Source organism: Isoptericola croceus (assembly GCF_029382255.1).
GTDB classification, from domain to species: domain Bacteria; phylum Actinomycetota; class Actinomycetes; order Actinomycetales; family Cellulomonadaceae; genus Isoptericola; species Isoptericola croceus.
The window spans coordinates 100,475-123,406 of record NZ_JARLLG010000008.1 but is presented as its reverse complement, the minus strand read 5'-3'; the positions used below and the strand labels follow the sequence as shown (position 1 = coordinate 123,406).

The following is a 22,932-nucleotide window of genomic DNA, read 5'->3' as shown; positions in this document are numbered from 1 at the left end:
AGAGGACTGCGACACCGATGATGACACGTACCACGAGGTCACGACGAGCTGCCCGTCTGGCAGGGCTCGCCCTCGCCGCCGCGCTCGCGCTCACCGCCTGCGGGCCAGGAGCGTCCGACGGCGGCGGGACCGTTGCGTCCGACGTCCCGCTGACCATTCCGCGCGAAGACATGGGGACGTTCGTGCGGAACTTCAACCCGTTCTCGCCCAACGTCGCGCCGATGACCCAACAGGCGGTCTACGAACCGATGATCATCTTCAACCCGGCGGACGGCAGCATGACTCCGTGGCTGGCGTCCGAGTGGACGACGTCGAAGGACGGCAAGGACATCGTCTTCACCCTGCGCGACGGCGTGCAGTGGTCGGACGGAGAGCCCCTGGTCGCGCAGGACGTCGTGACGACTTTTGACCTGCAGAAGGAGCTGCTCGGTGGGTACGAGTACCTCGACTCCGTCGAGGCGAAGGACGACCGCACCGTCGTCTTCCACCTCACCGAGACGTACTCTCCGGCGCTGTCCGAGCTGGGGCAGCAGATCGTGATCCCCGACCACGTCTGGTCCGACATGGAGGACCCGGGCAAGGCGACCAACGAGGCCCCGGTCGGTACGGGTCCGTACACCGAGGTCACAGCCTTCGCGAGCCAGTCGTTCGACCTGGGACCCAACCCGCACTACTGGCAGCCGGACAAGCAACAGATCCCCGGCATCCGGATGCTGGCGTTCGCAGGCAATGACGGGGCGAACCTTGCGGCCGCGAACGGCGAGGTGGACTGGGCCCCGCAGTTCATCCCCAACATCGAGCAGGCGTTCGTCGCACGCGACCCTGAGCACAACCACTACTGGTTCCCGCCCACGGGGGCGATGATCAGCTGGCAGCTCAACACGACGCGGGAGCCCTACGACGATGTCGACGTGCGCAAGGCGCTGAGCATGGCGATCGACCGTGAGCAGGTCATCGACGTCGCGATGCAGGGCTACACCAAGCCGGCGGACTGCACGGGCCTGTCCGGCGGTTACGACACCTGGCGCGACGAGGACCTCGCGGGCTCGTGCACCTGGACGACCCGGGACGTCGATGCGGCCAACGCGCTGCTCGACGAGGCGGGGTACGCCCGGGGCGCCGACGGCACTCGCACGCTCAAGGACGGCAAGCCGTTCACGCTGAAGATCTCAGTGGGCTCGACGTCGTCCGACTGGCTGTCGGTCGCCGACATCATCAGCCAGAACCTCGCCGACGTCGGGGTGAAGGCGTCGGTGGACGCGCCCGACTGGTCCGCCGTCACGGCGAGCTACGAGGACGGCACGTTCGACACCGGCATCGTGTGGAGCAACAACGCCCCGACGCCCTACCAGTTCTACCGCGGCGTCATGTCCACCCAGACCGTCAAGCCGGTCGGTGAGCAGACGTTCGAGAACTACCACCGGTTCGGTGACGAGAAGACGGACGACCTGCTCGACGAGTTCGCGGCATCGTCCGACGAAGCCGGTCAGCACGACGTCGTCGAACGCCTCCAGGCCGAGTTCGACGCGCAAGCGCCTGTCGTTCCTCTCTTTCCTTCGCCGGAGTGGGGTGCCTACACCGACGCCCGCTTCACGGGATGGCCCACCGAGGACAACCCGTACGCCACGCTGAGCACCCGTGCCCCGACCGCCGTGCTCGTGCTCACCTCGCTCAGGCCCGTCCAGGGCTGACAGCCGAACAGGTCCCGTCCGCGCGGCACTCCGCCGTGCCGGGCGGACGGGACCGACGCGCCTCAGGCACCGGCCCACCATTACCAGCAGCACCGAACGGAGACCGTCGTGCGCTTCGTCCTGCGGCGACTGGGGTTCTACCTCCTCGCCTTCTGGGTATCGATCACCCTGAACTTCCTCCTTCCACGCTTCATGCCCGGCGACCCCGTCTCGCGCATGTTCGCGCAGTCCCAGAGCCGGATGACGCCCGAGCAGATCACCCAGCTTCAGCAGCTCTTCGGGCTCGATGACCGGCCCGTGTGGCGGCAGTACGTCGACTACCTGGGCAACATCGCGACCGGGCAGATGGGCATCTCGATCTCCCACTTCCCGACCCCGGTCACCGAGGTGATCGCCGGCCAGATCGGGTGGACCCTGTTGCTCGGCGGCACGGCACTGCTCGTCGCCGTCGTCGTCGGAAACCTGCTGGGCATCCTCGCGGCATGGCGCCGCGGCGGCATGCTGGACTCAGTGTTCCCGCCAGTGCTCGTCTTTGTGGGGTCGTTCCCGTACTTCTGGCTCGCGATGGGCGCGCTGTACTTCTTCGGCGTCATGCTCGGCTGGTTCCCGCTGCGCCACGCGTTCACCGCCGGCAGCGCACCACAGTGGTCCGGGCAGTTCGTGGCCGACGTCGGCATGCACCTCGTGCTGCCCGCCCTGACGATCGTTGTCGTCTCGATCGGCGGCTGGATGCTGGCCATGCGCAACACGATGATCGCCACCAACGCCGAGGACTACATCGTCATGGCGGAGGCCAAGGGCCTGCGCCCGACGCGGATCATGTTCCGCTACGCGGCACGTAACGCGATGCTCCCCGCGGTGACGTCCTTCGGGATGTCGCTCGGCTTCGTCGTCGGCGGGGCGCTGCTCACGGAGGTCGTGTTCGCCTACCCCGGCGTCGGCTACCAGCTGCTCGCTGCGGTACAGGGCCTCGACTATCCCCTGATGCAGGGGATCTTCCTGACGATCACGGCTGCGGTGCTGTTCGTGAACTTCCTCGTCGACCTCGTCTACGTCCGGCTCGACCCGCGTGTGCGGGTCTCCTGACGGCCGGAAGGAGCACGACCATGTCCGTCACCGACTCCACCACTGCCACGCTGGCAGCGACCGAAGGGCCGGGCGGGCGCCCCGCCACGGCGGCGCTCCGGCCGAAGGCCGCAAGCCGCCCGCCCCGCCGCGGACTCGTGCGCAGCCTGCTGCGCAACCGCAAGGCCATGCTCGGCGCGTCGCTCCTCGTGGTCTTCGTCGCGCTCGCGCTGCTGGCACCTGTCCTCGCCCCTGGCGACCCCACGCTCATCACGAGCGGCGGCTCCCAGCCGCCGTCGTCGGCGCACCTGTGGGGAACGACGGCGAAGGGACAGGACGTCCTCGCCCTCACGCTGTGGGGAGCGCGCTCGTCGCTGTTCGTCGGGTTCCTCGTCGGTGTGGCGGCGACGATCGTCGGCGTCACCGTCGGCCTGGCTGCTGGCTACTTTGGCCGACTGACCGACGACGTCCTGTCGCTCGCGACGAACGTCTTCCTGCTCATGCCGGGCCTGCCGCTGCTGGTCATCCTCGCGGCGTTCCTGCCGCCGGGCACCGGCACAGTGATCGTGGTGCTTGTCATCACCGGATGGGCCGGGGCAGCCCGCGTCCTCCGCTCGATGGCCTTGTCGATCCGGGCCAAGGACTTCGTCGCCGCCGCGACGGTCACGGGCGAGCGAGCAGGCTGGATCATGTTCCGCGAGATCCTGCCGAACATGGCGTCGATCGTCATGAGCACGTTCCTCGGGTGCGTGATCTTCGGCATCGGGAGCCAGGCGGGCCTGGAGTTCCTCGGCCTCGGCGACGTGTCCGTGGTCTCGTGGGGCACCAATCTCTACTGGGCAAGCAACGACGGGGCGCTCATGGTGGGCGCCTGGTGGGCGTTTCTGCCCTCGGGTCTGTGCATCGCGCTCGTGGCCTTCGCTCTCGCGCTGCTCAACTACGCGGTCGACGAGGTGACGAACCCCCGGTTGCGCGCGCCGCGCCGGACCCGTGGGGACCGCCGGTCCGTCGGTGCGGGGACCGCCGTCGCTGCGAACGTCACCAGCGAGGAGACCATCGATCCCAGCGCCACGCCCGTTCTCGAGGTGCGGGACCTCACCGTGGAGTACCGCGGCGAGAACCGCACCGTCATCGGTGCCGACCGCATCTCGTTCACCATCGGCGAGGGCGAGGTCTTCGGCCTGGCGGGGGAGTCCGGCTGCGGCAAGTCGACCGTCGCGAACACGATCATGCGGCTGCTGCGCGAGCCGGCGGTGATCGCGGGCGGCAGCGTCCGCTTCTGCGGTCGCGATGTTCTCGCCATGCCTGACGAGGAGCTGCGTGCCTACCGGTGGCGGGACGTCGCGATGGTCTTCCAGTCCGCGATGAGCTCGCTCAACCCGGTGATGACGGTCGGCGATCAGATCGTCGACATCTACACCACCCACCTGCGCCTCTCGAGACGCGAGGCGCGGCGTCGGGCCGGCGATCTCCTCGAGCTGGTGAAGATCGACCGGTCGCGCCTGCGCTCCTACCCGCACCAGCTCTCCGGGGGCATGCGCCAGCGCGTGGTCATCGCGATGGCGGTCGCGCTGCGCCCGCGCCTGCTGATCATGGACGAGCCCACGACGGCGCTCGACGTCGTCGTGCAGCAGGAGATCATGGCGCAGATCGCCGACCTGCGCCGCGAGCTCGGGTTCGCCGTCCTGTTCATCACGCACGACATGTCGCTGATGATCGAGCTTTCCGACCGCATGGGCGTCATGTACGGCGGGCGGCTGGTGGAGCAGGCACCCGCCGCCCAGGTGCTGGCCGACCCGCAGCACCCTTACACGCGCGCGCTGATGAACGCGTTCCCGCCGTTGACCGGCCCCCGGACCGAGCTGACCGGACTGGCCGAGGGCGTGCGCTTCACCGACATCGACAACCTGGTCGAGGTGGCCCCGGGGCACTGGGTGGCGCCCGTGGCCGCGGGCTCCGCCGCGCCGACCTCCGAGGAGAGCTCCGCATGAGCGACACCATGAGCACCCAGGCCGTCGTCGAGATCCGCGGCCTGGTGAAGGACTTCACGGTGGGAGGCTTCGGCTCCCGCAACCATGTGCGCGCCCTCGGGGGCGTGGACCTGGACGTCCGCAGCGGCGAGATCGTGGCGCTCGTCGGAGAGTCCGGCAGTGGCAAGTCGACGATCGCGCGCTGTGTCGCCCGGCTGGAGCATCCCACCGCCGGCACGATCCACGTGGGCGGGGTCGACGTGCTGCGCCGCGAACCCCGCCGCGCATCCCGGGCGTACCGGTCCAAGGTGCAGATGGTGTTCCAGGACCCGTTCGGCTCTCTCAACCCCGTCCACCGGGTCGAGCACTTCCTCACCCGGGCGCTGCAGCTTCACGGCAAGGCCGGCGGGAACGGGCGCAGCGCGAGCCTGCACGCTCGGCTGGAGGAGCTCATGGCCACCGTCGACCTCGACCCCGCGCTGCTGGACTCGTACCCGCACGAGCTCTCCGGTGGCCAGCGCCAGCGGGTCGCCATAGCGCGGGCGCTCGCGGTCGAACCGGAGGTGATCCTGGCGGACGAGCCGACGTCGATGCTGGACGTCTCGGTCCGGATCGGGATCCTGAACCTCATGCGCCGGTTGCGCGACGAGCGCGGGATCGCGCTGCTGTTCATCACGCACGACCTGGCGTCCGCCCGGTACGTCGCGGACCGCACGGTCGTGATGTTCGCAGGTGAGGTCGTCGAGTCGGGGGAGTCGACGGCGCTCATGGCCGACCCGGCGCACCCCTACACGCGCTTGCTGTTGTCCGCGGTTCCGGATCCGCGGCGTGCGGGCACGTTTGACCCCGTGGAGCGTGCCGCGCTGCGCGCGGAAGTGCTCGGCGCCACGAGCTGTCCGTTCGAGGCGGAAGGCATCTGCCGCACCGACGTGCCGGTGTGGCACCGTCTGGGCCCCGACCGCGCGGTGCGCTGCCATGTGTACCGACCGCAGCGCGACGTCGCCCGCCGCGCGCTCGACGTCGCGGCGGCCACCACAACTACCGAGATCGAGGACCAGCCCGCATGACCGAGCAGCACACCCGACCCCAGCCCTTTGCGCCGTCCCGGGCGGACGACCGGATGCTCGAGCGTGCGGAGGCAGATCCGCACCGACCGCGATTCCACTTCGTGTCCCCGGCGGGCTGGCTCAACGACCCGAACGGCGTAGGCCAGTGGAACGGCACGTACCACCTCTTCTATCAGTACAACCCGTACTCGCCGGTACACGCGCGGATCCACTGGGGTCACGCCACCAGCACGGATCTCGTGCATTGGGACGACCAGCCCGTGGCGCTGGTGCCGTCGGACGACGGCGCGGACGCAGATGGCTGTTGGTCCGGTGTCCTCGTTGACGACGACGGGACGCCGACGATCGTCTATTCGGGCCGACGTGGCGGCCGGGAGCTCCCGTGCGTCGCCATCGGTTCCGACGACCTGCGCACGTGGGCGCCACTGGCAGAGAACCCGGTGATCCGGTCGGCACCAGCAGGCGTCGACATCACCGCTTACCGAGACCACTGCGTGTGGCGGGAGGGCGGCCGATGGCGCCAGCTCGTCGGCTCCGGCATCGCCGGTCGTGGCGGCACCGCGTTCCTCTACGACTCCGACGACCTGCGGAGCTGGACCTATGTCGGCCCGCTGCTGGTCGGGGACGCCGCCGTGGGTTCGCCGGAAGACCCTGACTGGACGGGCACGATGTGGGAGTGCGTGGACCTGTTCGACGTCGACGGCACCGACGCGCTCGTCTTCTCTGCCTGGGACGACGGCGTCACTCACCACTCGTTGTACTGGACGGGTTCCTACGTGGGTGACACGTTCTCCCCGGAGCGGCTCGGCCGGCTCGACTACGGTGGGCGCTACTTCTACGCGCCGCAGTCCTTCCGTGACGAGGCAGGTCGGCGCGTGATGTTCGGCTGGTTGCAGGAAGGGCGCCCGGACGAGGCGACCGTCCTCGCCGGGTGGTCGGGCGCGATGTCGCTGCCGCGTCAGGTGACCATGGCCGACGACAGGACCCTCGTCCAGGCACCCGTCGCCGAGGTCGCCACGCTACGGCGCGACGGCGTGCGCACCGAGCCCGGTCGGCTGACCGAAGGCTCGCGGCACGCTTTGACTGCCGGCGACCAGCTCGACGTCGAGATCGACCTCGTCCTGGCGCCGTCGTCAACCTTCGAGGTCGCGCTGCGCGTCGCGGGCGAACCGGGAGACGCGGACGGTGAGCGCACGCGCCTCGTGGTCGAGCGCGACGAGGCAGGCGACGCCGTCCTTCGCCTGGACCGGGAGAGAGCCAGCCGGGACCTCGCCGTCGACGCCACCGCCCGCGAGGGTGCAGTGCCCGTCGGCAGTGATGACCTCGTGCATTTGCGGGTACTCGTCGACCGATCGGTGCTCGAGGTCTTCGCCAACGGCCGTCCGTTGACCACGCGTGTCTACCCGACGCGTACCGACGCGCTCGGCGTCGAGATCGCCGCGCTTGCCGGTGACGTGACCGTGTACCGCGCCGAGACGTGGCGCATGGCCGACATCGGGCACGGCCAACGGGCACTCTGGCCCACCGCGTCCTCACCTTCCCGAGCCTGAATCACCGCGCTCGACAAGTCCGACCGCTTCCATGCGGTCGAGCAGCCGCGTCACGCCATCAGTGGGGCGGCTACGGTTCTGCCATGCCGTTCACGCCCGCGCACGCGGCCGCCGTCCTCCCGCTCGGGCATACCGCGCTCCCGATGAGCGCGCTGGTCGCAGGCTCCGTGGCGCCCGACCTCCCGATGTTCCTTCCCGGTCGCCCGGGCTACGAGCTCACCCACAGCGTGTGGGGCATCGTGACGGTCGACGTCCTTGTGGCGCTGGCGGCCGTGTGGCTGTGGTTCGCGGTCGTCCGCGACTCCTACGCCGACGTCGTGCCCTGGGTCCGCGACCGGGTCCCGGCGACGGCGTCCCTGACGCGGCGTCAGCTGGCGCTCGCCCCGCTCGCTGCCGGCGTCGGGGCGCTCACTCACGTGGTGTGGGACTCAGCGACGCACCCGGGGCGGTGGATCGTCATGCACGTCGAGTGGCTCCAGCAGGAGCACGCGGGCCTGCTCGGCCTGAAGTGGGCCCAGTACGTGTCGGGCATCCTCGGGGTCGCGATCGTCGTCGGCTACACCATCTGGTGGCTCAGCCGACGGTCCGCGAGCCGACGAGACTCCCGCGTGCGCCACCCGCTGGCGTGGTGCCTGACGGCGCCGGGCGTGGCGCTCGCCGTCGGCATCGGGGCGTTCGCCGCCGGCGAGGGTCTCCACGACCGGGCCTTCGACGCCGCTGTGGCGGGGATCCAGAGCCTGGTCCTCGCGATGATCGCGGTCTCGGTTGCGTGGCACGTCGTCTCCTCGCGAGAACCGGCTACGCGGTGAACCTGCGGAGATCGAAGGACTGGACCCACACTCCTGACTCGGGTCAGTCCCGCACGGATGAACTCCAGCGGCCCGCAACCGGCAGGTGTGACACCGCGACCGGTCAGGGTTGGCCGCGCTGCACGATGACCGCCGTGAGGTCGGTGGTCGCCCAGGTGGTGTGGCGCTCCCCGGCCTCCCACGTCACCAGGTCACCCGGTCCGACGTCGACGCGGACGTCGTCGTCGCCGGCGACCTGTCCGGTTCCCGCCACGACGTAGAACACTTGGAGGCGTCCCGCAGGATGCTTCGGCAGCTCGGACCCGGCCGTGAGCACCGCGACGTCGACGCGGACACGCTCCGGTTCCGTGCCCGGCGCGAGCATGCTCGTCGCCACCCCGGTGGCGCCGTCGAGTGGCGCGGGGGCCTGGTGCTGTACGTGCATGCGCTTCAACCTATCCCCGCCTCGAGCGAGCGCTCGGCCAGCACGGTCACGACCCGCCGGCCGCGACGAGCAGGTCGACCGTGACCAGCACGTAGTCCTCCTTGCGCAGGTCGTTGATGATCTTCGGCACGGCGTCGACGGTGGTCGGGTGGAGGTCGTGCAGGAGCACGTTGCTGCCGCGCTGCACCTCGGCGCGCACGTGGCGGCGGATCTTCTTCGGGTCGCGGGTCCCCCAGTCGTCGGAGTCGAGGTTCCACAGGACGATGTCGAGCCCGGTGCGGGTCGCGAGCGTCCGGACGTTGCCGTCGACGGCGCCGTACGGGGGCCGCAGGAGGAACGGGGTGAACCCGGTCGCGTCGGTGATCGCGTCCTGGGTGCGCCGGAGCTCGTCGCGCACCTCGCCGTCGTCGAGCGTGGTGAGCTGCGGGTGGTTCCAGGTGTGGTTGGCGACGAGGTGCCCACGCTCGACGACGGCACGCGCGATGCCTGGCCGTGCGGCGACGTTGTCGCCCACCATGAAGAACGTGGCGGGCGCGTTCTTCCGGTCGAGGATCCGCAACAGGCGTTCGGTGTCCGGGACGGGGCCGTCGTCGAACGTCAGCGCGACGCACTTGTCCTTGCGGCAGTCGACGCCGCGGGCGCGGGCGGCCTGGCGGCGCTCGGTGCGGATGTCTGCCAGCCGGTCGGCCCAGACGGACTCGGTGGTGTCGAGCAGGAGGTCCCGCAGCGCGACGGTCTCGTCGGGGTCGACGGCGTCCGTTCCCGCGTCGAGGATCGCTTCGGCGTCGGTGACCGCCTCCTCGAGCGGGCCGAGCGCGCGAGCACCGACCTGGTCGCTGAGGTCGGTCAGGGCGTCGCGGCCTTCGGCCGTGGCGGGCGCCAGCTCGTCGAGGGCCCATTGTCGGCGTGACTCGGCGACCGCTGCGGACGCCTCGGCGACGTCGTCCACTGCGGCGTCGAGGTCGGCGGGCGCCGGGTCCGACCCGCCGACGACGTCGTGTTCCACCTGCGGCAGCACGTCCGGACGGAAGGGGTTCGGTCGGACGACCTCGTCCACGGTGCGCGTCACGACCGGATAGGTGACCTCGGTGTCGCGCAGCTGTTCGGCGTCGTCGAGCGCTGCGGCGAGCGGCTTGCGGATGCCGCGGTCGGCGACCTGACCCTTGCTGGCGGCCCGGACCGATCGCCCGTCGTCGATCGTCTCGTCGAGGGCGTCGACGCTCGCGGCGTAGGCGTCCTCGGCCCGGTCACGTGCGTTCTTGGCCTCGTCGGTGACGCGGGCCACCTCGGCGTCGTACTCGGCGACGGTCCTGACCCAGGCGCGGTGCTCGAGCAGTCCGGCGACGACGACGGCGGCCCCGAGGAGGAGGACGACGATCGCGACGATCCACCACCATCGTGCGCGCCGGCGTGCCACCGGTGCGGGCGTGGAGGTCGATCCTGCGGGAGTGCTCACAGGGCGATCCTCCGCCGAACCGGGCATGGCGGCTACCTCGGCCGAGCGGCGTTCGTCCGACGTGCTGGTCCCGGTCACCCACGCGGCCGGCGGGGGATGAGCGACTCGACCGTGAGGCCGGCGCGGAGGATCGTCGCCATGTGACGTGATGCGCCGTCGCGGGGCAGGGCGGCGAGTCGGTCGGGTTCAGCACCGAGCTCGTGGTGGGCCTGCTCCCTGACCGCCGTGATCGCGGCCGTCGCTGCCTGGGCGTGGGTGTCGAGCGCGCTGTGACCGGCGCCGAGCAGCGGGACGAGCGCGCCGTCGGGGGCCGTGCGGACGACGCTCTCGGAGAGGAGACGGGGGGTGCGGAGGTCGCGTTCTCCGGACAGCACGGCCAGCGGCCAGTCGAAGCCCGCCCAGTGCGCGGGCAGGTCGAGGGGTTCACCCGCGAACGGTTCGTGGCGATCGGCGACAGCGCGGAACGCGGTGGCCGGGTCGAATGGGCCGCCGTCCGGCTCGGGTGCGTAGTTGAGCTCGCGGAAGGCGATGCGGGCGACGAGGTCGAACTCCATGACGAAGGGCATGACGTCGCTGATCTCTCGCCCGCCGAGGCGCGCGATCCAGCGCCAGGTGCGGGACGCCCGGCCCTGTGCCTTGGCGGCGAGGAGTCGGTGGAGCGTCTCGGGCCCGGCGAACTCGTAGACGATGCGGGCCACGTCGCCGGCCTCGTCGCGATCGACGGTGCCGGAGGCGACGAGGCCGCGCAGCAGTCGTGCGGCGGGCGCCGTCTGTGCGGTGCCTCCGTCCCAGAGGAGCTCGCGGGCATGAGCACGGACGGCGACGTGGTCGTGGGCGCTCGTCATCGTCGAGTCCAGGACCATGCCGGCCACCCGGTCCGGGTGCCAGGCTCCGAAGGCCTGGGCCAGGTAGCTCCCGTACGACGACCCGTAGACGACCGCGCGGTCGACGCCCTCGGCGTCCAGGACCGCTGCGACGTCGTCGACCGCGGAGCGGATCGTCATCGCTGATCCGGGGAGGTCCGCACCGGCCAGGTCTGCACGCGACAGCCCGACGCCGCGGTGCTCGACCATCAGGACGTCGAGCCCGTGCTTCGCGGCCCTGCGGCGGAACGCGCGATACGGCAGGACGGAGGCGAGCCCGGGGCCGCCGGGGATCACCACGGCGGGCACGGAAGACGGCGGGCCGGTGCGCACGTAGCCGAGGTCGAGCTCTGGTGACTCGTCCGTCGCGGGACGGCGCACGGCGCGCACGCCGGGCATCCGTGCGAGTCGCTCGGACATCTTCTGCCGTTGCGGTGCGCTCATGACCACGCTCCTCCCACGACGGCCCGCGCGGCGGCTTCGGCAAGACGGCGCGCGTCCGCGACCGTGACCGGTGAGCCCGGTGTCAACGCCTCCAACGCCAACCCGTTGACCAACGCGATCAGCGTCGACGACGTGTCTGCCACGGAGGCCACCTCGAGGACTCCTTCGTCGACGAGCATTCCCAGCCACCGCCGCATGTGCTCGTGCGACGTCGTCACCGATGCTTCGAGGACGCGACGTGCGTGTTCCGAGGGCTGCGTGGACAACGCCGAGACGTAGAACGCGAACCAGGCGTCGAGCTGCCCGTCGTCTGCGCCCGATGCCGGCAGGAACTGCAGCACGGCATGGGCCAACCGGTCTCCGGGGGCGACGCTTCGGTCGGAGACGACGGACTCGTCGAGCATCCCCTCGACCATGTCGGCGACCACCGCGTCGACGAGCTCCCGCTGGGAGGGGAAGTAGTGCCGCAACGTCCCCACCCCGATGCCCGCGGCGGCGCTCACGGCGCGCACGGTGAGCGACCCGATCCCCTCACGCGACGCCATCTCCCGGGCGACGCGCAGGATCGCGTCTCTGCGACTCACTTGGTGCGACATGCTACTCAATGTAGCACGCTGTACTAGTACGGCGTGCTACCAGGACGACGAGATCCATCCGTCCTGCCGTCCGCCGCGTGAGAGCGCCCTACTGACCGACGGCGACCAGGACGAGCGTGGCGTCGTCGGCGTCGAGGAACGCGCTGGTCGAGTACCCGGACTCGGCGAAGGCGGCGTCGAGCTCCGGGCCGGTCAGGAGCGGGCCGTCGGGCAGCGCCGCGTCGAGGTCCGGCACGGCGTGCGGGGAGTCCGCCGTCGCCTGCGGCGAGGTGTCGTCGACGAGCTGCTGCGCCACTGCCGGGTCGAGCTCGACCACCGCGTCGATCCAGTAGGTGCTGGCCCGGCACGCGTTCGGTGCCGACGGTTCCCGAGAGCCAGGTCGCGCTCACCGGCGTGCCGAGCGCGGAGAACCGCGAGGTCAGCGGGTCGAGGTCGGTGCGGACCTCGCCGGTGCCGTTCTTCGTGGGCTTGCTGTCCGTGAGGGCCGTGCAGGCGGCGAGCGCCGCCGGGGTGAGGAGGGCGAGGACCACCGCCACCGCCCGCGCCCCGCCGCGCCGGTAGCGGCGCGGCGCGGACGATCTCGCGGAGCGCGGCGGGTGCTGACTCATCGCTGCGGAGCCTACACAGGCGCATTGCGCTCAAGTCGGTCGGCGCGAGGGGCGCATGCGTATCCCGGGCCGCCGACGACGCGGCACCGTCAGGCGGACTCGCGCCAGACGACGTCGGTCGGCAGGGTGACGCTCGACGGCGTCCGGCCCGCGAGCTGGTCCAGCACCAGCGTGGCGGCTGCCCGGCCCATGTCCGCGGCCGGCTGGTGCACGGTCGTCAGCGGCGGGTTGCAGCGCAGCGCCCAGGCGCTGTCGTCGAACCCGACGATGCCGACGTCGTCGGGCACCTTGCGGCCCGCGGTGCGCAGGGCCTCGATCGCTCCGGCGGCGACGGCGTCGGACGCGGCGAACACGCCGTCGATGTCTGGTTCGCGCCGCAGGAGCTCGGTCATGGTGTCGACGCCGGCCCGGTACGAGTAGAGCGGGGCGGAGACCACGAGGCGCTCGTCGAACCGGGAGCCGAGGGCGTCGGTGAATCCGGCGAGCCGGTCGGCGCCCGAGTCGCGGTCGAGGGCGCTGGCCAGCATGCCGATGCGCCGGCGGCCCGTTCCCAGCAGCCGGGACGTGAGGTGGCGTGCGGCGCTGCGGTTGTCGATGCCCACGTAGGGGATCGACGGGCGCCCCTCGGGGTGGCCGATGAACGCGGCGGGCAGCTTGATCTGCTCGACGGCGTCGGCGACCTTGTCGTGCGAGCGGGCGGAGACGAGGACGGCGCCGTCGACGAACCCGCCGCGCAGGTAGCTCGAGACGCGTGCGGCGTCGTCGTCGGAGTCGACGACGAGCACCACGAGCTGGTGGTCGGCCTCCGCGACGACGGCGTTGGTGCCGAGGAGGATCGCGCCGATGTTGGGGTCCTCGAGGAAGAGCTGGTGCGGTTCGTGGACGACGAAGCCGATGGCCCACGTCTTGCGCATGACGAGGTTGCGGGCGGCGTTGTTGCGGACGTACCCGACCTCGGCGATCGCGGCCTCGATCCGGGCGCGTGCCTCGGCGGAGACGTAGCCGGCCCCGTTGAGCACGCGGGACACGGTGCCTCGGGACACGCCTGCGTGGGCGGCGACGTCGTGCACCGTCGCGCGGGCACCTCCTCGTGGGCTCATGTCCACAGCGTATCCATCCGAACACGATTGTGTGCACGTGTACACATCGCGGCCGAGATCGTGTAGCCTCCCAGTGTGTGCACGTGCACACACACCTTCGAGGATGAGGACCGGTCGTCGACGTGGACCCCAGAACGAGCCGAGGGCGGCTCCCGCTCCCGCAGCGCGGCATCGCGTTCGGCGGTGACTACAACCCCGAGCAGTGGCCGCGCGAGACGTGGGCTGAGGACGCCCGTCTCATGCGCGAGGCCGGGGTCGACCTGGTCGCCGTGAACGTCTTCGGCTGGGCCGAGATCGAGCCCGAGCCCGGGGAGTACCGGTTCGAGGACCTCGACCACGTCATGGACCTGCTGCACGAGCACGGGATCGCCGTCAACCTCGGCACCGGCACCTCGACGCCCCCGCCCTGGCTCACCACCGCCCACCCCGAGGTCCTCCCGGTGACCCGCGACGGCGGCACCATCAGCCCCGGCGGGCGGCAGGCGTGGTGCCCGAGCTCGCCCGTGCTGCGGGATCACGCCGAGCGCCTCGTGCGGGCGGTCGCCGAGCGCTACGGGGACCACCCGGCGCTCGCGCTGTGGCACGTGTCCAACGAGCTCGGGTGCCACAACGCCCTGTGCTACTGCGACGAGTCGGCGGCAGCGTTCCGCCGCTGGCTCGAGAAGCGGTACGGCACCGTCGACGCGCTCAACGCGGCCTGGGGCACGAGCTTCTGGAGCCAGCGGTACGGCTCGTTCGAGCAGGTGCTGCCGCCGCGGGCCACGGCGTCGCCCGAGAACCCCACCCAGGTGCTCGACTTCCGCCGCTTCAGCTCCGACGCCCTGCTCGACTGGTACGAGGCGGAGGCCGCGATCCTGCGCGCGACCACCACCACACCGGTCACCACCAACTTCATGGTCACGGCGCACATCCACACCCAGGACTACTGGTCCTGGGCGCCGCACATGGACGTCGTCGCGAACGACCACTACCTGGACCACCGGCTCGACGACCCGTGGGCCGAGCTCGCCTTCGCGGCCGACACCACGCGCGGGCTGGCCGACGGCGCGCCGTGGATGCTCATGGAGGCGTCGCACGGCGCGGTGAACTGGCAGCCGCGCAACCTGGCCAAGCAGCCGGGCGAGCTCGAGCGCATGGTCCTGACGCACGTCGCCCGCGGCGCCGACGCCGTGTGCTTCTTCCAGTGGCGGGCCTCCCGCGCCGGTGCCGAACGCTTCCACTCCGCGCTGCTGCCGCACGCGGGCACCGACTCCACGCAGTGGCGGGCGACGCTGCGGCTCGGCGCGCTCCTGGACTCGCTCGACGAGGTCGTGGGCACCACCGTCACCAGCGACGTCGCGCTGCTGTTCGACTGGCAGGCCTGGTGGGCCGCCGACGCCCCCGGGCACCCCACGCAGGACGTCCGCTACCTCGACGAGGTGCACGCGATGCACGCGGCACTGCGCCGGGCCGGGGCGGCGGTGGACGTCGTGGCGCCGTCGGCCGACCTGTCCGGCTACCGCCTCGTCGTCGTCCCCGCCCTCTACCTGGTCACCGACGAGGCGGCCCGCGCGCTCGACCGCTTCGTGGCCGCGGGCGGGCATGCGCTGGTCACCTACTTCTCCGGGATCGTCGACGCGGACGACCACGTCCGCACCGGCGGGTACCCCGGGGCGTTCCGGGACCTGCTCGGCGTCCGGTCGGACGAGTTCTTCCCGCTCGACGCCGGTCAGCGCGTCACGCTCGACGACGGCCGCACGGGCGACGTGTGGACGGAGCGGGTCGAGGCCCGCGGGGCGTCCGCCGTCGCCCGGTTCGCCGACGGACCCGTCGCGGGCTACCCGGCCGTGACCCGGCACGAGCACGGCGCCGGTGTCGCGTGGTACGTCGCGACCCGCCTCGACCGGGCGGGCCGCGAGGAGCTAGTGGCCGGTGCGCTCGCGGACGCGGGGATCGACCCCGTGCTGCCGGGTGCACCGGCGGAGATCGACGCCGTCCGGCGGGACGACGGGGCGGCGTCCTACCTGTTCGTGATCAACCACGGCAGGATCGCATTCGTCGCATCGGCCCCAGGCCTGGACCTGGTGACGGGCCGGTCGGCAGAGACGCACGAGGTTCCGGCGGGCGGCGTGGCCGTGGTCCGCGAGACGACGACGGATCGATGGCGATCCGGTCAGGAGGCGACAGCATGAGCACGCAGACCACAGCACGGGGACGCAATCCCGGTGCCCGGCAGACAGGTTCGCCGCCGCGGCGACGAACCCATCACGCCCGGGCGCTGGCGGTGCTGGTCGTCCCCTTCTTCGCCCTGTTCACCCTCTTCTACCTCCTGCCGATCGGTTATGCGGTGTTCCGGTCGTTCCGCACCGTGGAACGTGAGGGGACGTTCGGGCCGGCGACGGAGGTGTTCGGCGGCCTGACCCAGTACGAGCAGGTCTTCGCCTCCGACGCGTTCTGGGCGTCGCTCGGCCGGGTGGCGCTGTTCGGCATCGTGCAGGTGCCGGTCATGCTCGGCCTCGCGCTGGTCCTGGCGCTGCTGATCGACTCGCCGCTCGTGCGGGGCAAGCGGTTCTACCGCCTGGCGTTCTTCGCCCCGTACGCGGTGCCCGGCGTCATCGCGGCCATCATGTGGGGGTTCCTGTACTCGCCGAGCCTGTCACCGTTCTCCGCGGTGACGAGCAACGTCCCGCTGCTCGGTGGCGGGATGGTCCTGTGGGCGATCGCGAACGTCGTCACCTGGGTCTACGTCGGCTACAACATGCTGATCATCTACTCCGCCCTGCAGGCGATCCCGGGCGAGATCTACGAGGCGGCACGCATCGACGGGGCCGGCCAGCTGCGGATCGCCTGGTCGGTGAAGGTCCCGCTCGTGGTGCCCGCACTCGTGCTGACCGGCGTGTTCTCGATCATCGGCACGCTGCAGCTGCTCACCGAGCCGCAGGTGTTCCGCTCCTTCACCACCTCGGTCAGCTCCACCTTCACCCCGAACCTCGTGGTGTACACGACCTCGACGGTGCCCAACTTCAACCTCGCCGCCGCCTTCTCGGTGGTGCTGGCGCTGCTGACGTTCGTGCTGTCGTTCGTGTTCCTGCGCCTGACGCAGAGGAAGGCCTTCCAGTGAGCATCCTGACGAGGACCGACGGCTACGGCCCGACGACGGCTCGCGAGTCCCGTGGGGTGCGCGAGCGCCCGATGTCCCGCCTCGTGGCGTTCGTCATCATGGGCGCCTTCACCCTGTACTTCCTGGTGCCGATCTGGTGGCTGGCGGTGGCGTCCACCAAGTCGCGCGGCCAGTTCACGTCGTCCGCGGGGCTGTGGTTCGCGGACTTCCACCTGTGGGACAACCTGACGTTCCTGTTCACCTACGGCGGCGGCGTGTACCTGCGCTGGCTCGGCAACGCCGTGATCTACGCCGGGGTGGGCGCGCTGCTGGGCACGCTGCTCGCCTCGATGTGCGGGTACGCGCTCGCGAAGTACCTGTTCCGTGGCCGCGACCTGCTGTTCAACATCATCCTCGGCGGCGTGCTCGTGCCCGTCACGGCGCTCGCCCTGCCGCTGTTCCTGATCTTCAGCGCCGTCGACATGACCAACACCTACTGGTCGGTGTTCCTGCCCAGCCTCGTGAGCCCGTTCGGCGTGTACCTCGCGCGGATCTACGCCGCGGCCAGCGTGCCGGACGAGCTCCTCGAGGCGGCCCGGCTGGACGGCTCCGGGGAGGTGCGCACCTTCTTCACCGTGTCGGTGCGGCTGATGGCACCGGCGCTCGTGACGATCTTCCTGTTCCAGTTCGTCACTATCTGGAACAACTTCTTCCTGCCCCTGGTGATGCTGTCGGACGACAGGCTCTACCCCGTCACCCTCGGCCTGTACGCGTGGAACTCGCAGACGAACGCCGTACCCGAGCTGCGCACCGCCGTCATCGTGGGCGCCTTCGTGGCGATCGTCCCCCTCATCCTCGCCTTCCTGGGGCTGCAGCGCTTCTGGCGCGGCGGCCTCGCCGCGGGCGGTGTCAAGGCATGACACCCGCCCACCCGACCCGCACGATCCCGCCCGTTCAAGGAGGAACACCATGAATCGCCACACCACCACCCTGGCCCGTGCCGGCGCTGCCGCCGTCGCCGGCGCCGTCCTGCTCGCCGGATGCTCGGACGCCGGCGACGACGGCACGTCGGACGGCGCGGCCGACGCCGCGTCGTGCGAGCCGTCGGACGGCCCCGTCGAGCTGACCTACACCGGCTGGGTCCCCGGGATGGAGGACGCCGTCGCTCTGTGGAACGAGGCCAACCCGGACATCCAGGTCACCTACAACACGGGCCCGTCGGGCAACGCCGGGACCTATCAGGACTTCTTCAACCAGCTCGAGGCCGGTCAGGCCCCCGACCTCGGTCAGATCGAGTTCGACACGCTGCCCAACTTCCGGGTGCAGGATGGTCTGGTGAACATCGCGGACTGCGCCGGCGTCATGGAGTCCGGCGAGCAGTTCGTGGACTGGACCTGGCAGCAGGTCACCTTCGGTGAGGAGGGCTCGGTCTACGCGATCCCGCAGGACACCGGCCCCATGGCGATGTTCTACCGTGCGGACCTCTTCGAGGAGGCCGGCATCGACGTGCCCACCACCTGGGACGAGTACGCCGACGCCGCGGCCGCCATCCGCGACGAGGGCGCCCACATCACCCACTTCCCGCGCACGGACGTGAACTGGTTCGCTGGGCTCGTCTGGCAGGCCGAGGGCCGCTGGTTCGAGAACGACGGCGACCAGTGGACGGTGGACCTGACCGGGCCGCAGTCCACGCAGGTGGCCGACTACTGGCAGGGCCTGATCGACGATGGCCTGGTCAAGGACACCGCCGGCTTCTCCGACGAGTGGAACAACGAGCTCAACACCGGAGAGCTCTGGACGTGGGTCAGCGCCGTGTGGGGCGCCAACTCCATCTCGTCCGGCGCGCCGGACACGGCAGGTGACTGGGCCGTGGCCCCGATGCCGCAGTGGGACGCCGGCGCGAACGCGGCCGGCAACTGGGGCGGTTCGAGCGTCGCCGTGCTGAAGGGCAGCGACCACCCGTACGAGGCGGCGCAGTTCGCGGTCTGGCTCAACACCTCCGAGGAGTCGCTGACGGCGCTCAACGAGGGTGGCGGCCTGTACCCGGCGACCACCGCGGGCCTGGAGCTCCCCGCTCTGAAGGAGGGGCTGGAGTTCTACGGTGACCAGCCCATCTACGACGTCTTCGCCGAGGCGGCCGCCGCGACCGACCCGAGCTTCACCTGGGGGCCGACGATGGCGCAGACCTACAACGACGTCGCGGACGGCTTCGGCGGTGCGCTCAGCGGTTCGGGCACGCTCCTCGACGCCCTGCAGTCCGGCCAGGACGCCACGATCGCCACGCTGAAGTCGCAGTCCATCCCGGTGGCCGAGTGACGGCGTCGTCGTCGCCAGAGGTGCACCACCTCCGTGCCGCGGGCTCGAGCCTCGTGCTCGACGCCCGCGGCACGGGCGTGCCCGCGATCGTCCACTGGGGTGCGGACCTGGGAGCGCTCGACGGGCCCGCGCTGACGGCTCTCGCGGACAGCCAGGCCCCGGCCGTCACGGCCAGCTCGCCCGACGCCCCGCTGCGCTCGACCCTGGTGCCGCTCGCGGCGGACGGCTGGCCCGGTCTGCCGGGCGTCGCCGGGTGGCGGCCCGGCGAGCCGGACGACGGCGCGGCCCGCCGCCCGGCACCGCGACAGGTGCGCACGACGTCGGCCGGCGACGCGCTGCGCGTGGTGCTGGCCGACCCGGCCGCCGGCCTGGAGGTCGCCGTCCGGCTCGCCCTGCACGAGCAGGGCGTGCTCGAGATCTCCACGACGGTGACGAACGCCGGGACGACGCCGTACGCGCTGGAACAGGTCGTGTCCACCCTGCCGCTGCCCGCCCGCGCGACGGAGGTCCTCGACCTGTCCGGTCGCTGGGCGGGGGAGCGGAGCCCGCAGCGGGCCCCCCTGCGGGACGGCCTGTGGGAGCGCGAGACCCGGCACGGCCGCCCGGGGCACGACGCACCCTTCGCCACGGTGGTCGGCACGCCGGGGTTCGGGTTCCGTGCCGGCGAGGTCTGGGCCGTCCACCACGCCTGGAGCGGTGACACCGCCGCCCGCGTCGAGCGGCTGCCGTCCGGGCACACCGTCGCCGGAGCGGGCGAGCTGTGGGGGCCGGGCGACGTCGTCCTCGGCCCGGGCGAGATCTACACCTCGCCGCGCACCCTCGCGGCCTGGTCCGACGACGGCCTCGACGGCCTCTCCGCGCGGTTCCACTCCTGGGTCCGCGCCCGACCGGGGCGCGCCGAGCGCCCGCGCCCGGTCACGCTCAACACGTGGGAGGCGGTGTACTTCGAGCACGACCTGGGCCGGCTGCGGGCGCTCGCGGACGCCGCCGCGCGCGTCGGGGTCGAACGGTTCGTGCTCGACGACGGTTGGTTCCGCGGGCGTCGTGACGACCGGCGCGGGCTGGGGGACTGGACGGTCGACGGGACCGTCTGGCCGGAGGGCCTGCACCCGCTCGTGCAGCACGTGACGGGCCTGGGGATGGAGTTCGGCCTCTGGGTGGAGCCGGAGATGGTCAGCCCGGACTCCGACGTCGCGCGCCGGCACCCGGACTGGGTGCTGCGGGCGGTACCTGGGCGCGAGCCGCCGCTCTGGCGTCACCAGCAGGTCCTGGACCTCGCGCACCCCGACGCCTACGCGCACGTGCGCGACGCCGTCGTCGCCCTGCTGGAGGAGTACCCGATCGCGTACCTCAAGTGGGACCAGAACCGTGACGTGCTCGACGCGCCGTCCCGCCCGCAGGTCCTTGCCACGCGGCGGCTGATGGACGAGCTGCGGGCACGGTTCCCCGGGCTGGAGATCGAGTCGTGCTCGTCCGGTGGCGGCAAGGTCGACCTCGACGTGCTCGACCGGACAGACCGGGTGTGGGCGTCGGACACCAACGACGCCCTGGAACGCCAGGCCGTGCAGCGCTGGACCGGGCTGCTCGTGCCGCCCGAGCTGGTCGGCTCGCACGTGGGCGACGCGCGCTCGCACACCACGGGCCGCACCCACGACCTGTCGCTGCGGCTCGTCACCGCGGTGTTCGGGCACAGCGGCATCGAGGCGGACCTCACCCGCGCGACCCCCGAGGACCTGGAGGCCGTCACCCGCTGGGTGCGGCTCGTCAAGGAGGTCCGCCCGCTCGTCGCCACCGGCACCACCGTGCGCGCCGACACCGACGACGACTGCTGGGTCCACGGGCTCGTCACGCCCGACGCCCGCGAGGCGCTCTTCGCCGTCGTCACCCGTGCCGCGACCCGTGCCGCCGTCCCGGCGCCCCTCCTCCTGCCAGGGCTGGACGCGCGGCGCACCTACAGGGTCGAGCGGGTCGACCTCGCGAAACCTCCGCTCGTGGTCGGCGACGCCCTGCCACCCTGGTGGGCGGCGGGGACCGCCGAGCTGCCCGGGACCGTGCTGACCGAGGTGGGCCTGCCGCTGCCGCCGCTCGCGCCCGAGCAGGGGGTGCTGCTGCGGGTGGCGAGCACCTGAGATGAGGTATTTTTGGCCGATAGATGGCGATTTCATGACGTGATGCGCTAGGGTCCCCGGAGCGACGACGCGCAAGGAGAACAGCTCGGTGACCAGCAGTGCTGCGGTACGGACCATGACCCTCCCGGACCATAGGCACGTGGTGATGCGGCTCGTCGCCGCGGTGCTGGCGTTCGCCCTGGCCGGCGTGGTGCTGGTCGCGCCGGGGGCGCGGGCGGCGAGCTCGGGCGACCTGGTCCCGACCACGCTGAGCGTCAGCCAGCACGCGACATGGTGGCCGGCCGGTGAGCGTCATCTCGACGTGCGGGTGACGACGCCCGACGGTGCGCTTGTGCACGACGGTCGGCTCCGCGCCGAGGTCGACGGGATCGACTACGCCGGTTCGAGCACGTGGGCTTCTGGGCGCCTCCCGATCCATGCCGAGTTCCCCGCGGCCGGCACTTACCCCGTCACGGTGCGGTACCTCCCGGCGGCCGGGTATGCCGCGGCGGAGTGGACCGGCACGGTGGAGGTGTCGGAGGCAACGGTCCCGACGACGACGACCATCCTCGACGCACCGGAAGAGCTCCACTACGGGGACAAGGGAGGCGTCGAGGTCCAGGTGACCGCTCCGGACGGCCACCTGCCGAGCGGTGTGGTGGAGCTGTGGTCGCTCAGCACCGGCGCTCTCGTCGATCAGGAGCGGCCTGACGCGGACGGTCGAGCACGGCTCTCCCTGGGCGACCTCGCTCCGGGCGCATCGTCGCTCGAGGTCGTCTTCGTGCCGCACGGCGGCCTGCAACGGTCACGGGCGCCGTTGACCGTCTCGGTGCTGCGGGCCGAACGGGAGCTGGACGCCTGGGTCGTCGGAGGAGGCGACGTCCACCCGTACGACACCTGGTGGAAGGTCGCGGTCGACGTCCCGGACGTGGACCGGGTGGAGGGGACGCTGGAGCTCTACGACGGGAAGCGTCGTCTGGGTCGCCTGTGGGCGGGGGAGGTGCCGCACCGCAGGGAGGTGTTCGTCATCGACTCCGACGCGCTCGACCCGGGGCGGCACCGGCTCGAGGTGCGGCTCACCGGTTCGCCGTACGTCGAGAACACTCGCGCCGAGGTCTCGATCCGCGTCGCCAAGGTCACGAGCGGCGTCAGGGCGACGAAGAAGCGGCCCATGCGCTGGGGCGTCGATCACCGGCTCCTCGTCACGACGGGCGCGAAGAACTCCTCGTCGGTCAACGACGGGCACTTCACCACGGGCACCGTCACCGTCTACAAGGGGCGCACGAAGGTCGGCAGCGCGAAGATCCGTCGGGAGGGTCGCACCACGGTCCACATCGACGGTCATCGCCTGCCCGTCGGCAAGACCAAGCTGCGGATCGTCTATGCGGGCGACAGCCGGTACGGCTCGTCGACGACGTACAAGACCGTCCGGGTGCGCAAGGCCACGACGAAGGTCCGCGCCAAGGTGGTCGACAAGACGGTGAACGGCCCACAGCGAGCGCGGGTGAAGGTGCGTGTGAAGTCGCCGTCGGACGTCGTCCCGAGCGGCAAGATCACGATCAGGGCCGACGGCAAGATCGTCAAGCAGGTCAGGTTGAAGAAGAAGCACGACGGGTCCCGGAAGGTGAAGCTCCCTCGGCTCAGCGACGGCCACCACGTGATCAAGGTCGTCTACACCGGATCACCGAAGACCAAGCGGTCGGTCAAGAAGAACCTGCACGTCTGGGTCCGCTGAGCACCGGACGGCCACGCAGCGAGTCCACGCCACCGACTGCGGCCAGCCACG

19 protein-coding genes and 1 pseudogene are annotated in these 22,932 nt (G+C 71.4%); 14 read left to right on the top strand and 6 right to left on the bottom strand.

Going from position 1 to position 22,932, the window contains the following annotated elements; genetic code table 11:
• Positions 1-17 precede the first annotated feature (17 nt).
• From PZC42_RS16435 to PZC42_RS16405, 7 genes and pseudogenes are all read left to right on the top strand, one after another.
• Positions 18-1,691 (top strand): ABC transporter substrate-binding protein, encoded by a 1,674-nt coding sequence (locus PZC42_RS16435; protein WP_277212679.1) that lies wholly within the window; start codon positions 18-20, stop codon positions 1,689-1,691.
• A 108-nt stretch (positions 1,692-1,799) separates the two neighbouring features.
• On the top strand, positions 1,800-2,777 hold the full coding sequence (locus tag PZC42_RS16430) for an ABC transporter permease (RefSeq protein WP_277212678.1): 978 nt from the start codon (positions 1,800-1,802) through the stop codon (positions 2,775-2,777).
• Between the two features lie 20 nt (positions 2,778-2,797).
• Positions 2,798-3,694: pseudogene (locus tag PZC42_RS16425) on the top strand (ABC transporter permease); the annotation flags it as partial.
• A 117-nt stretch (positions 3,695-3,811) separates the two neighbouring features.
• On the top strand, positions 3,812-4,747 hold the full coding sequence (locus PZC42_RS16420) for an ABC transporter ATP-binding protein (protein WP_277212723.1): 936 nt from the start codon (positions 3,812-3,814) through the stop codon (positions 4,745-4,747).
• Positions 4,744-5,793 carry an ATP-binding cassette domain-containing protein gene (locus tag PZC42_RS16415; RefSeq protein ID WP_277212677.1) on the top strand — a complete coding sequence of 350 codons (1,050 nt, stop codon included), beginning with the start codon at positions 4,744-4,746 and terminating at the stop codon, positions 5,791-5,793. Before PZC42_RS16420 ends, PZC42_RS16415 begins: the two co-directional genes overlap by 4 nt.
• On the top strand, positions 5,790-7,343 hold the full coding sequence (locus PZC42_RS16410; protein WP_277212676.1) for a glycoside hydrolase family 32 protein: 1,554 nt from the start codon (positions 5,790-5,792) through the stop codon (positions 7,341-7,343). The genes PZC42_RS16415 and PZC42_RS16410 overlap by 4 nt, the downstream gene beginning before the upstream one ends.
• An 83-nt stretch (positions 7,344-7,426) precedes the next feature.
• Complete coding sequence (locus tag PZC42_RS16405) at positions 7,427-8,152, top strand: DUF4184 family protein (RefSeq protein WP_277212675.1); 726 nt, start codon at positions 7,427-7,429, stop codon at positions 8,150-8,152.
• Between the two features lie 103 nt (positions 8,153-8,255).
• Here PZC42_RS16405 and PZC42_RS16400 read toward each other — a convergent pair whose 3' ends face one another.
• The 5 genes from PZC42_RS16400 to PZC42_RS16380 form a co-directional block, all read right to left on the bottom strand.
• Entirely contained in the window at positions 8,256-8,576 is a 321-nt protein-coding gene (locus PZC42_RS16400; protein ID WP_277212674.1) for a cupin domain-containing protein, read from the bottom strand.
• A gap of 46 nt (positions 8,577-8,622) precedes the next feature.
• A complete protein-coding gene (locus PZC42_RS16395; RefSeq protein ID WP_277212673.1) occupies positions 8,623-10,032 on the bottom strand; it encodes a polysaccharide deacetylase family protein in 1,410 nt (469 codons plus the stop codon).
• 74 nt (positions 10,033-10,106) lie between these two features.
• Positions 10,107-11,339, bottom strand: a complete 1,233-nt coding sequence (locus PZC42_RS16390) for an alpha/beta fold hydrolase (protein WP_277212672.1) — start codon at positions 11,337-11,339, stop codon at positions 10,107-10,109.
• Positions 11,336-11,923 carry a TetR/AcrR family transcriptional regulator gene (locus tag PZC42_RS16385; RefSeq protein ID WP_277212671.1) on the bottom strand — a complete coding sequence of 196 codons (588 nt, stop codon included), beginning with the start codon at positions 11,921-11,923 and terminating at the stop codon, positions 11,336-11,338. The genes PZC42_RS16390 and PZC42_RS16385 overlap by 4 nt, the downstream gene beginning before the upstream one ends.
• A gap of 100 nt (positions 11,924-12,023) precedes the next feature.
• Positions 12,024-12,251: a hypothetical protein gene (locus tag PZC42_RS16380; RefSeq protein ID WP_277212670.1), complete on the bottom strand. Its 228-nt coding sequence runs from the start codon at positions 12,249-12,251 to the stop codon at positions 12,024-12,026.
• Positions 12,252-12,289: 38 nt separating this feature from the next.
• Here PZC42_RS16380 and PZC42_RS16375 point away from each other — a divergent pair, with 38 nt between their 5' ends.
• Positions 12,290-12,496, top strand: a complete 207-nt coding sequence (locus tag PZC42_RS16375) for a hypothetical protein (protein WP_277212669.1) — start codon at positions 12,290-12,292, stop codon at positions 12,494-12,496.
• 136 nt (positions 12,497-12,632) lie between these two features.
• On the opposite strand, the gene PZC42_RS16370 is transcribed toward PZC42_RS16375, so the two are convergent.
• The gene (locus PZC42_RS16370; RefSeq protein WP_277212668.1) at positions 12,633-13,643 is read right to left on the bottom strand and encodes a LacI family DNA-binding transcriptional regulator; all 1,011 of its coding nucleotides are present in this window, start codon (positions 13,641-13,643) and stop codon (positions 12,633-12,635) included.
• 122 nt (positions 13,644-13,765) lie between these two features.
• On the opposite strand from PZC42_RS16370, the gene PZC42_RS16365 reads away from it, so the two are divergent.
• The 6 genes from PZC42_RS16365 (at position 13,766) to PZC42_RS16340 (ending at position 22,881) form a co-directional block, all read left to right on the top strand.
• Positions 13,766-15,814, top strand: coding sequence for a beta-galactosidase (locus tag PZC42_RS16365; protein ID WP_277212667.1), 2,049 nt, complete (start codon positions 13,766-13,768; stop codon positions 15,812-15,814).
• Positions 15,811-16,743 carry a carbohydrate ABC transporter permease gene (locus tag PZC42_RS16360; protein WP_277212666.1) on the top strand — a complete coding sequence of 311 codons (933 nt, stop codon included), beginning with the start codon at positions 15,811-15,813 and terminating at the stop codon, positions 16,741-16,743. The genes PZC42_RS16365 and PZC42_RS16360 overlap by 4 nt, the downstream gene beginning before the upstream one ends.
• Positions 16,740-17,642 carry a carbohydrate ABC transporter permease gene (locus PZC42_RS16355; RefSeq protein ID WP_277212665.1) on the top strand — a complete coding sequence of 301 codons (903 nt, stop codon included), beginning with the start codon at positions 16,740-16,742 and terminating at the stop codon, positions 17,640-17,642. The genes PZC42_RS16360 and PZC42_RS16355 overlap by 4 nt, the downstream gene beginning before the upstream one ends.
• A gap of 49 nt (positions 17,643-17,691) precedes the next feature.
• Positions 17,692-19,038, top strand: coding sequence for an ABC transporter substrate-binding protein (locus tag PZC42_RS16350; RefSeq protein ID WP_277212664.1), 1,347 nt, complete (start codon positions 17,692-17,694; stop codon positions 19,036-19,038).
• Positions 19,035-21,167, top strand: coding sequence for an alpha-galactosidase (locus tag PZC42_RS22605; protein WP_277212663.1), 2,133 nt, complete (start codon positions 19,035-19,037; stop codon positions 21,165-21,167). The genes PZC42_RS16350 and PZC42_RS22605 overlap by 4 nt, the downstream gene beginning before the upstream one ends.
• A gap of 88 nt (positions 21,168-21,255) precedes the next feature.
• The gene (locus tag PZC42_RS16340; protein WP_277212662.1) at positions 21,256-22,881 is read left to right on the top strand and encodes an Ig-like domain-containing protein; all 1,626 of its coding nucleotides are present in this window, start codon (positions 21,256-21,258) and stop codon (positions 22,879-22,881) included.
• The last annotated feature ends 51 nt before the right edge of the window (positions 22,882-22,932 follow it).

What these genes read in the sequence shown, in the direction of transcription:
- PZC42_RS16360 (WP_277212666.1), top strand. Translation starts at nt 15,811, where the DNA reads ATGAGCACGCAGACCACAGCACGGGGACGCAATCCCGGTGCCCGGCAG.
- PZC42_RS16435 (WP_277212679.1), top strand. Translation starts at nt 18, where the DNA reads ATGATGACACGTACCACGAGGTCACGACGAGCTGCCCGTCTGGCAGGG.
- PZC42_RS16405 (WP_277212675.1), top strand. Translation starts at nt 7,427, where the DNA reads ATGCCGTTCACGCCCGCGCACGCGGCCGCCGTCCTCCCGCTCGGGCAT.
- PZC42_RS16415 (WP_277212677.1), top strand. Translation starts at nt 4,744, where the DNA reads ATGAGCGACACCATGAGCACCCAGGCCGTCGTCGAGATCCGCGGCCTG.
- PZC42_RS16350 (WP_277212664.1), top strand. Translation starts at nt 17,692, where the DNA reads ATGAATCGCCACACCACCACCCTGGCCCGTGCCGGCGCTGCCGCCGTC.
- PZC42_RS16400 (WP_277212674.1), bottom strand. Translation starts at nt 8,576, where the DNA reads ATGCACGTACAGCACCAGGCCCCCGCGCCACTCGACGGCGCCACCGGG.
- PZC42_RS16410 (WP_277212676.1), top strand. Translation starts at nt 5,790, where the DNA reads ATGACCGAGCAGCACACCCGACCCCAGCCCTTTGCGCCGTCCCGGGCG.
- PZC42_RS16390 (WP_277212672.1), bottom strand. Translation starts at nt 11,339, where the DNA reads ATGAGCGCACCGCAACGGCAGAAGATGTCCGAGCGACTCGCACGGATG.
- PZC42_RS16370 (WP_277212668.1), bottom strand. Translation starts at nt 13,643, where the DNA reads ATGAGCCCACGAGGAGGTGCCCGCGCGACGGTGCACGACGTCGCCGCC.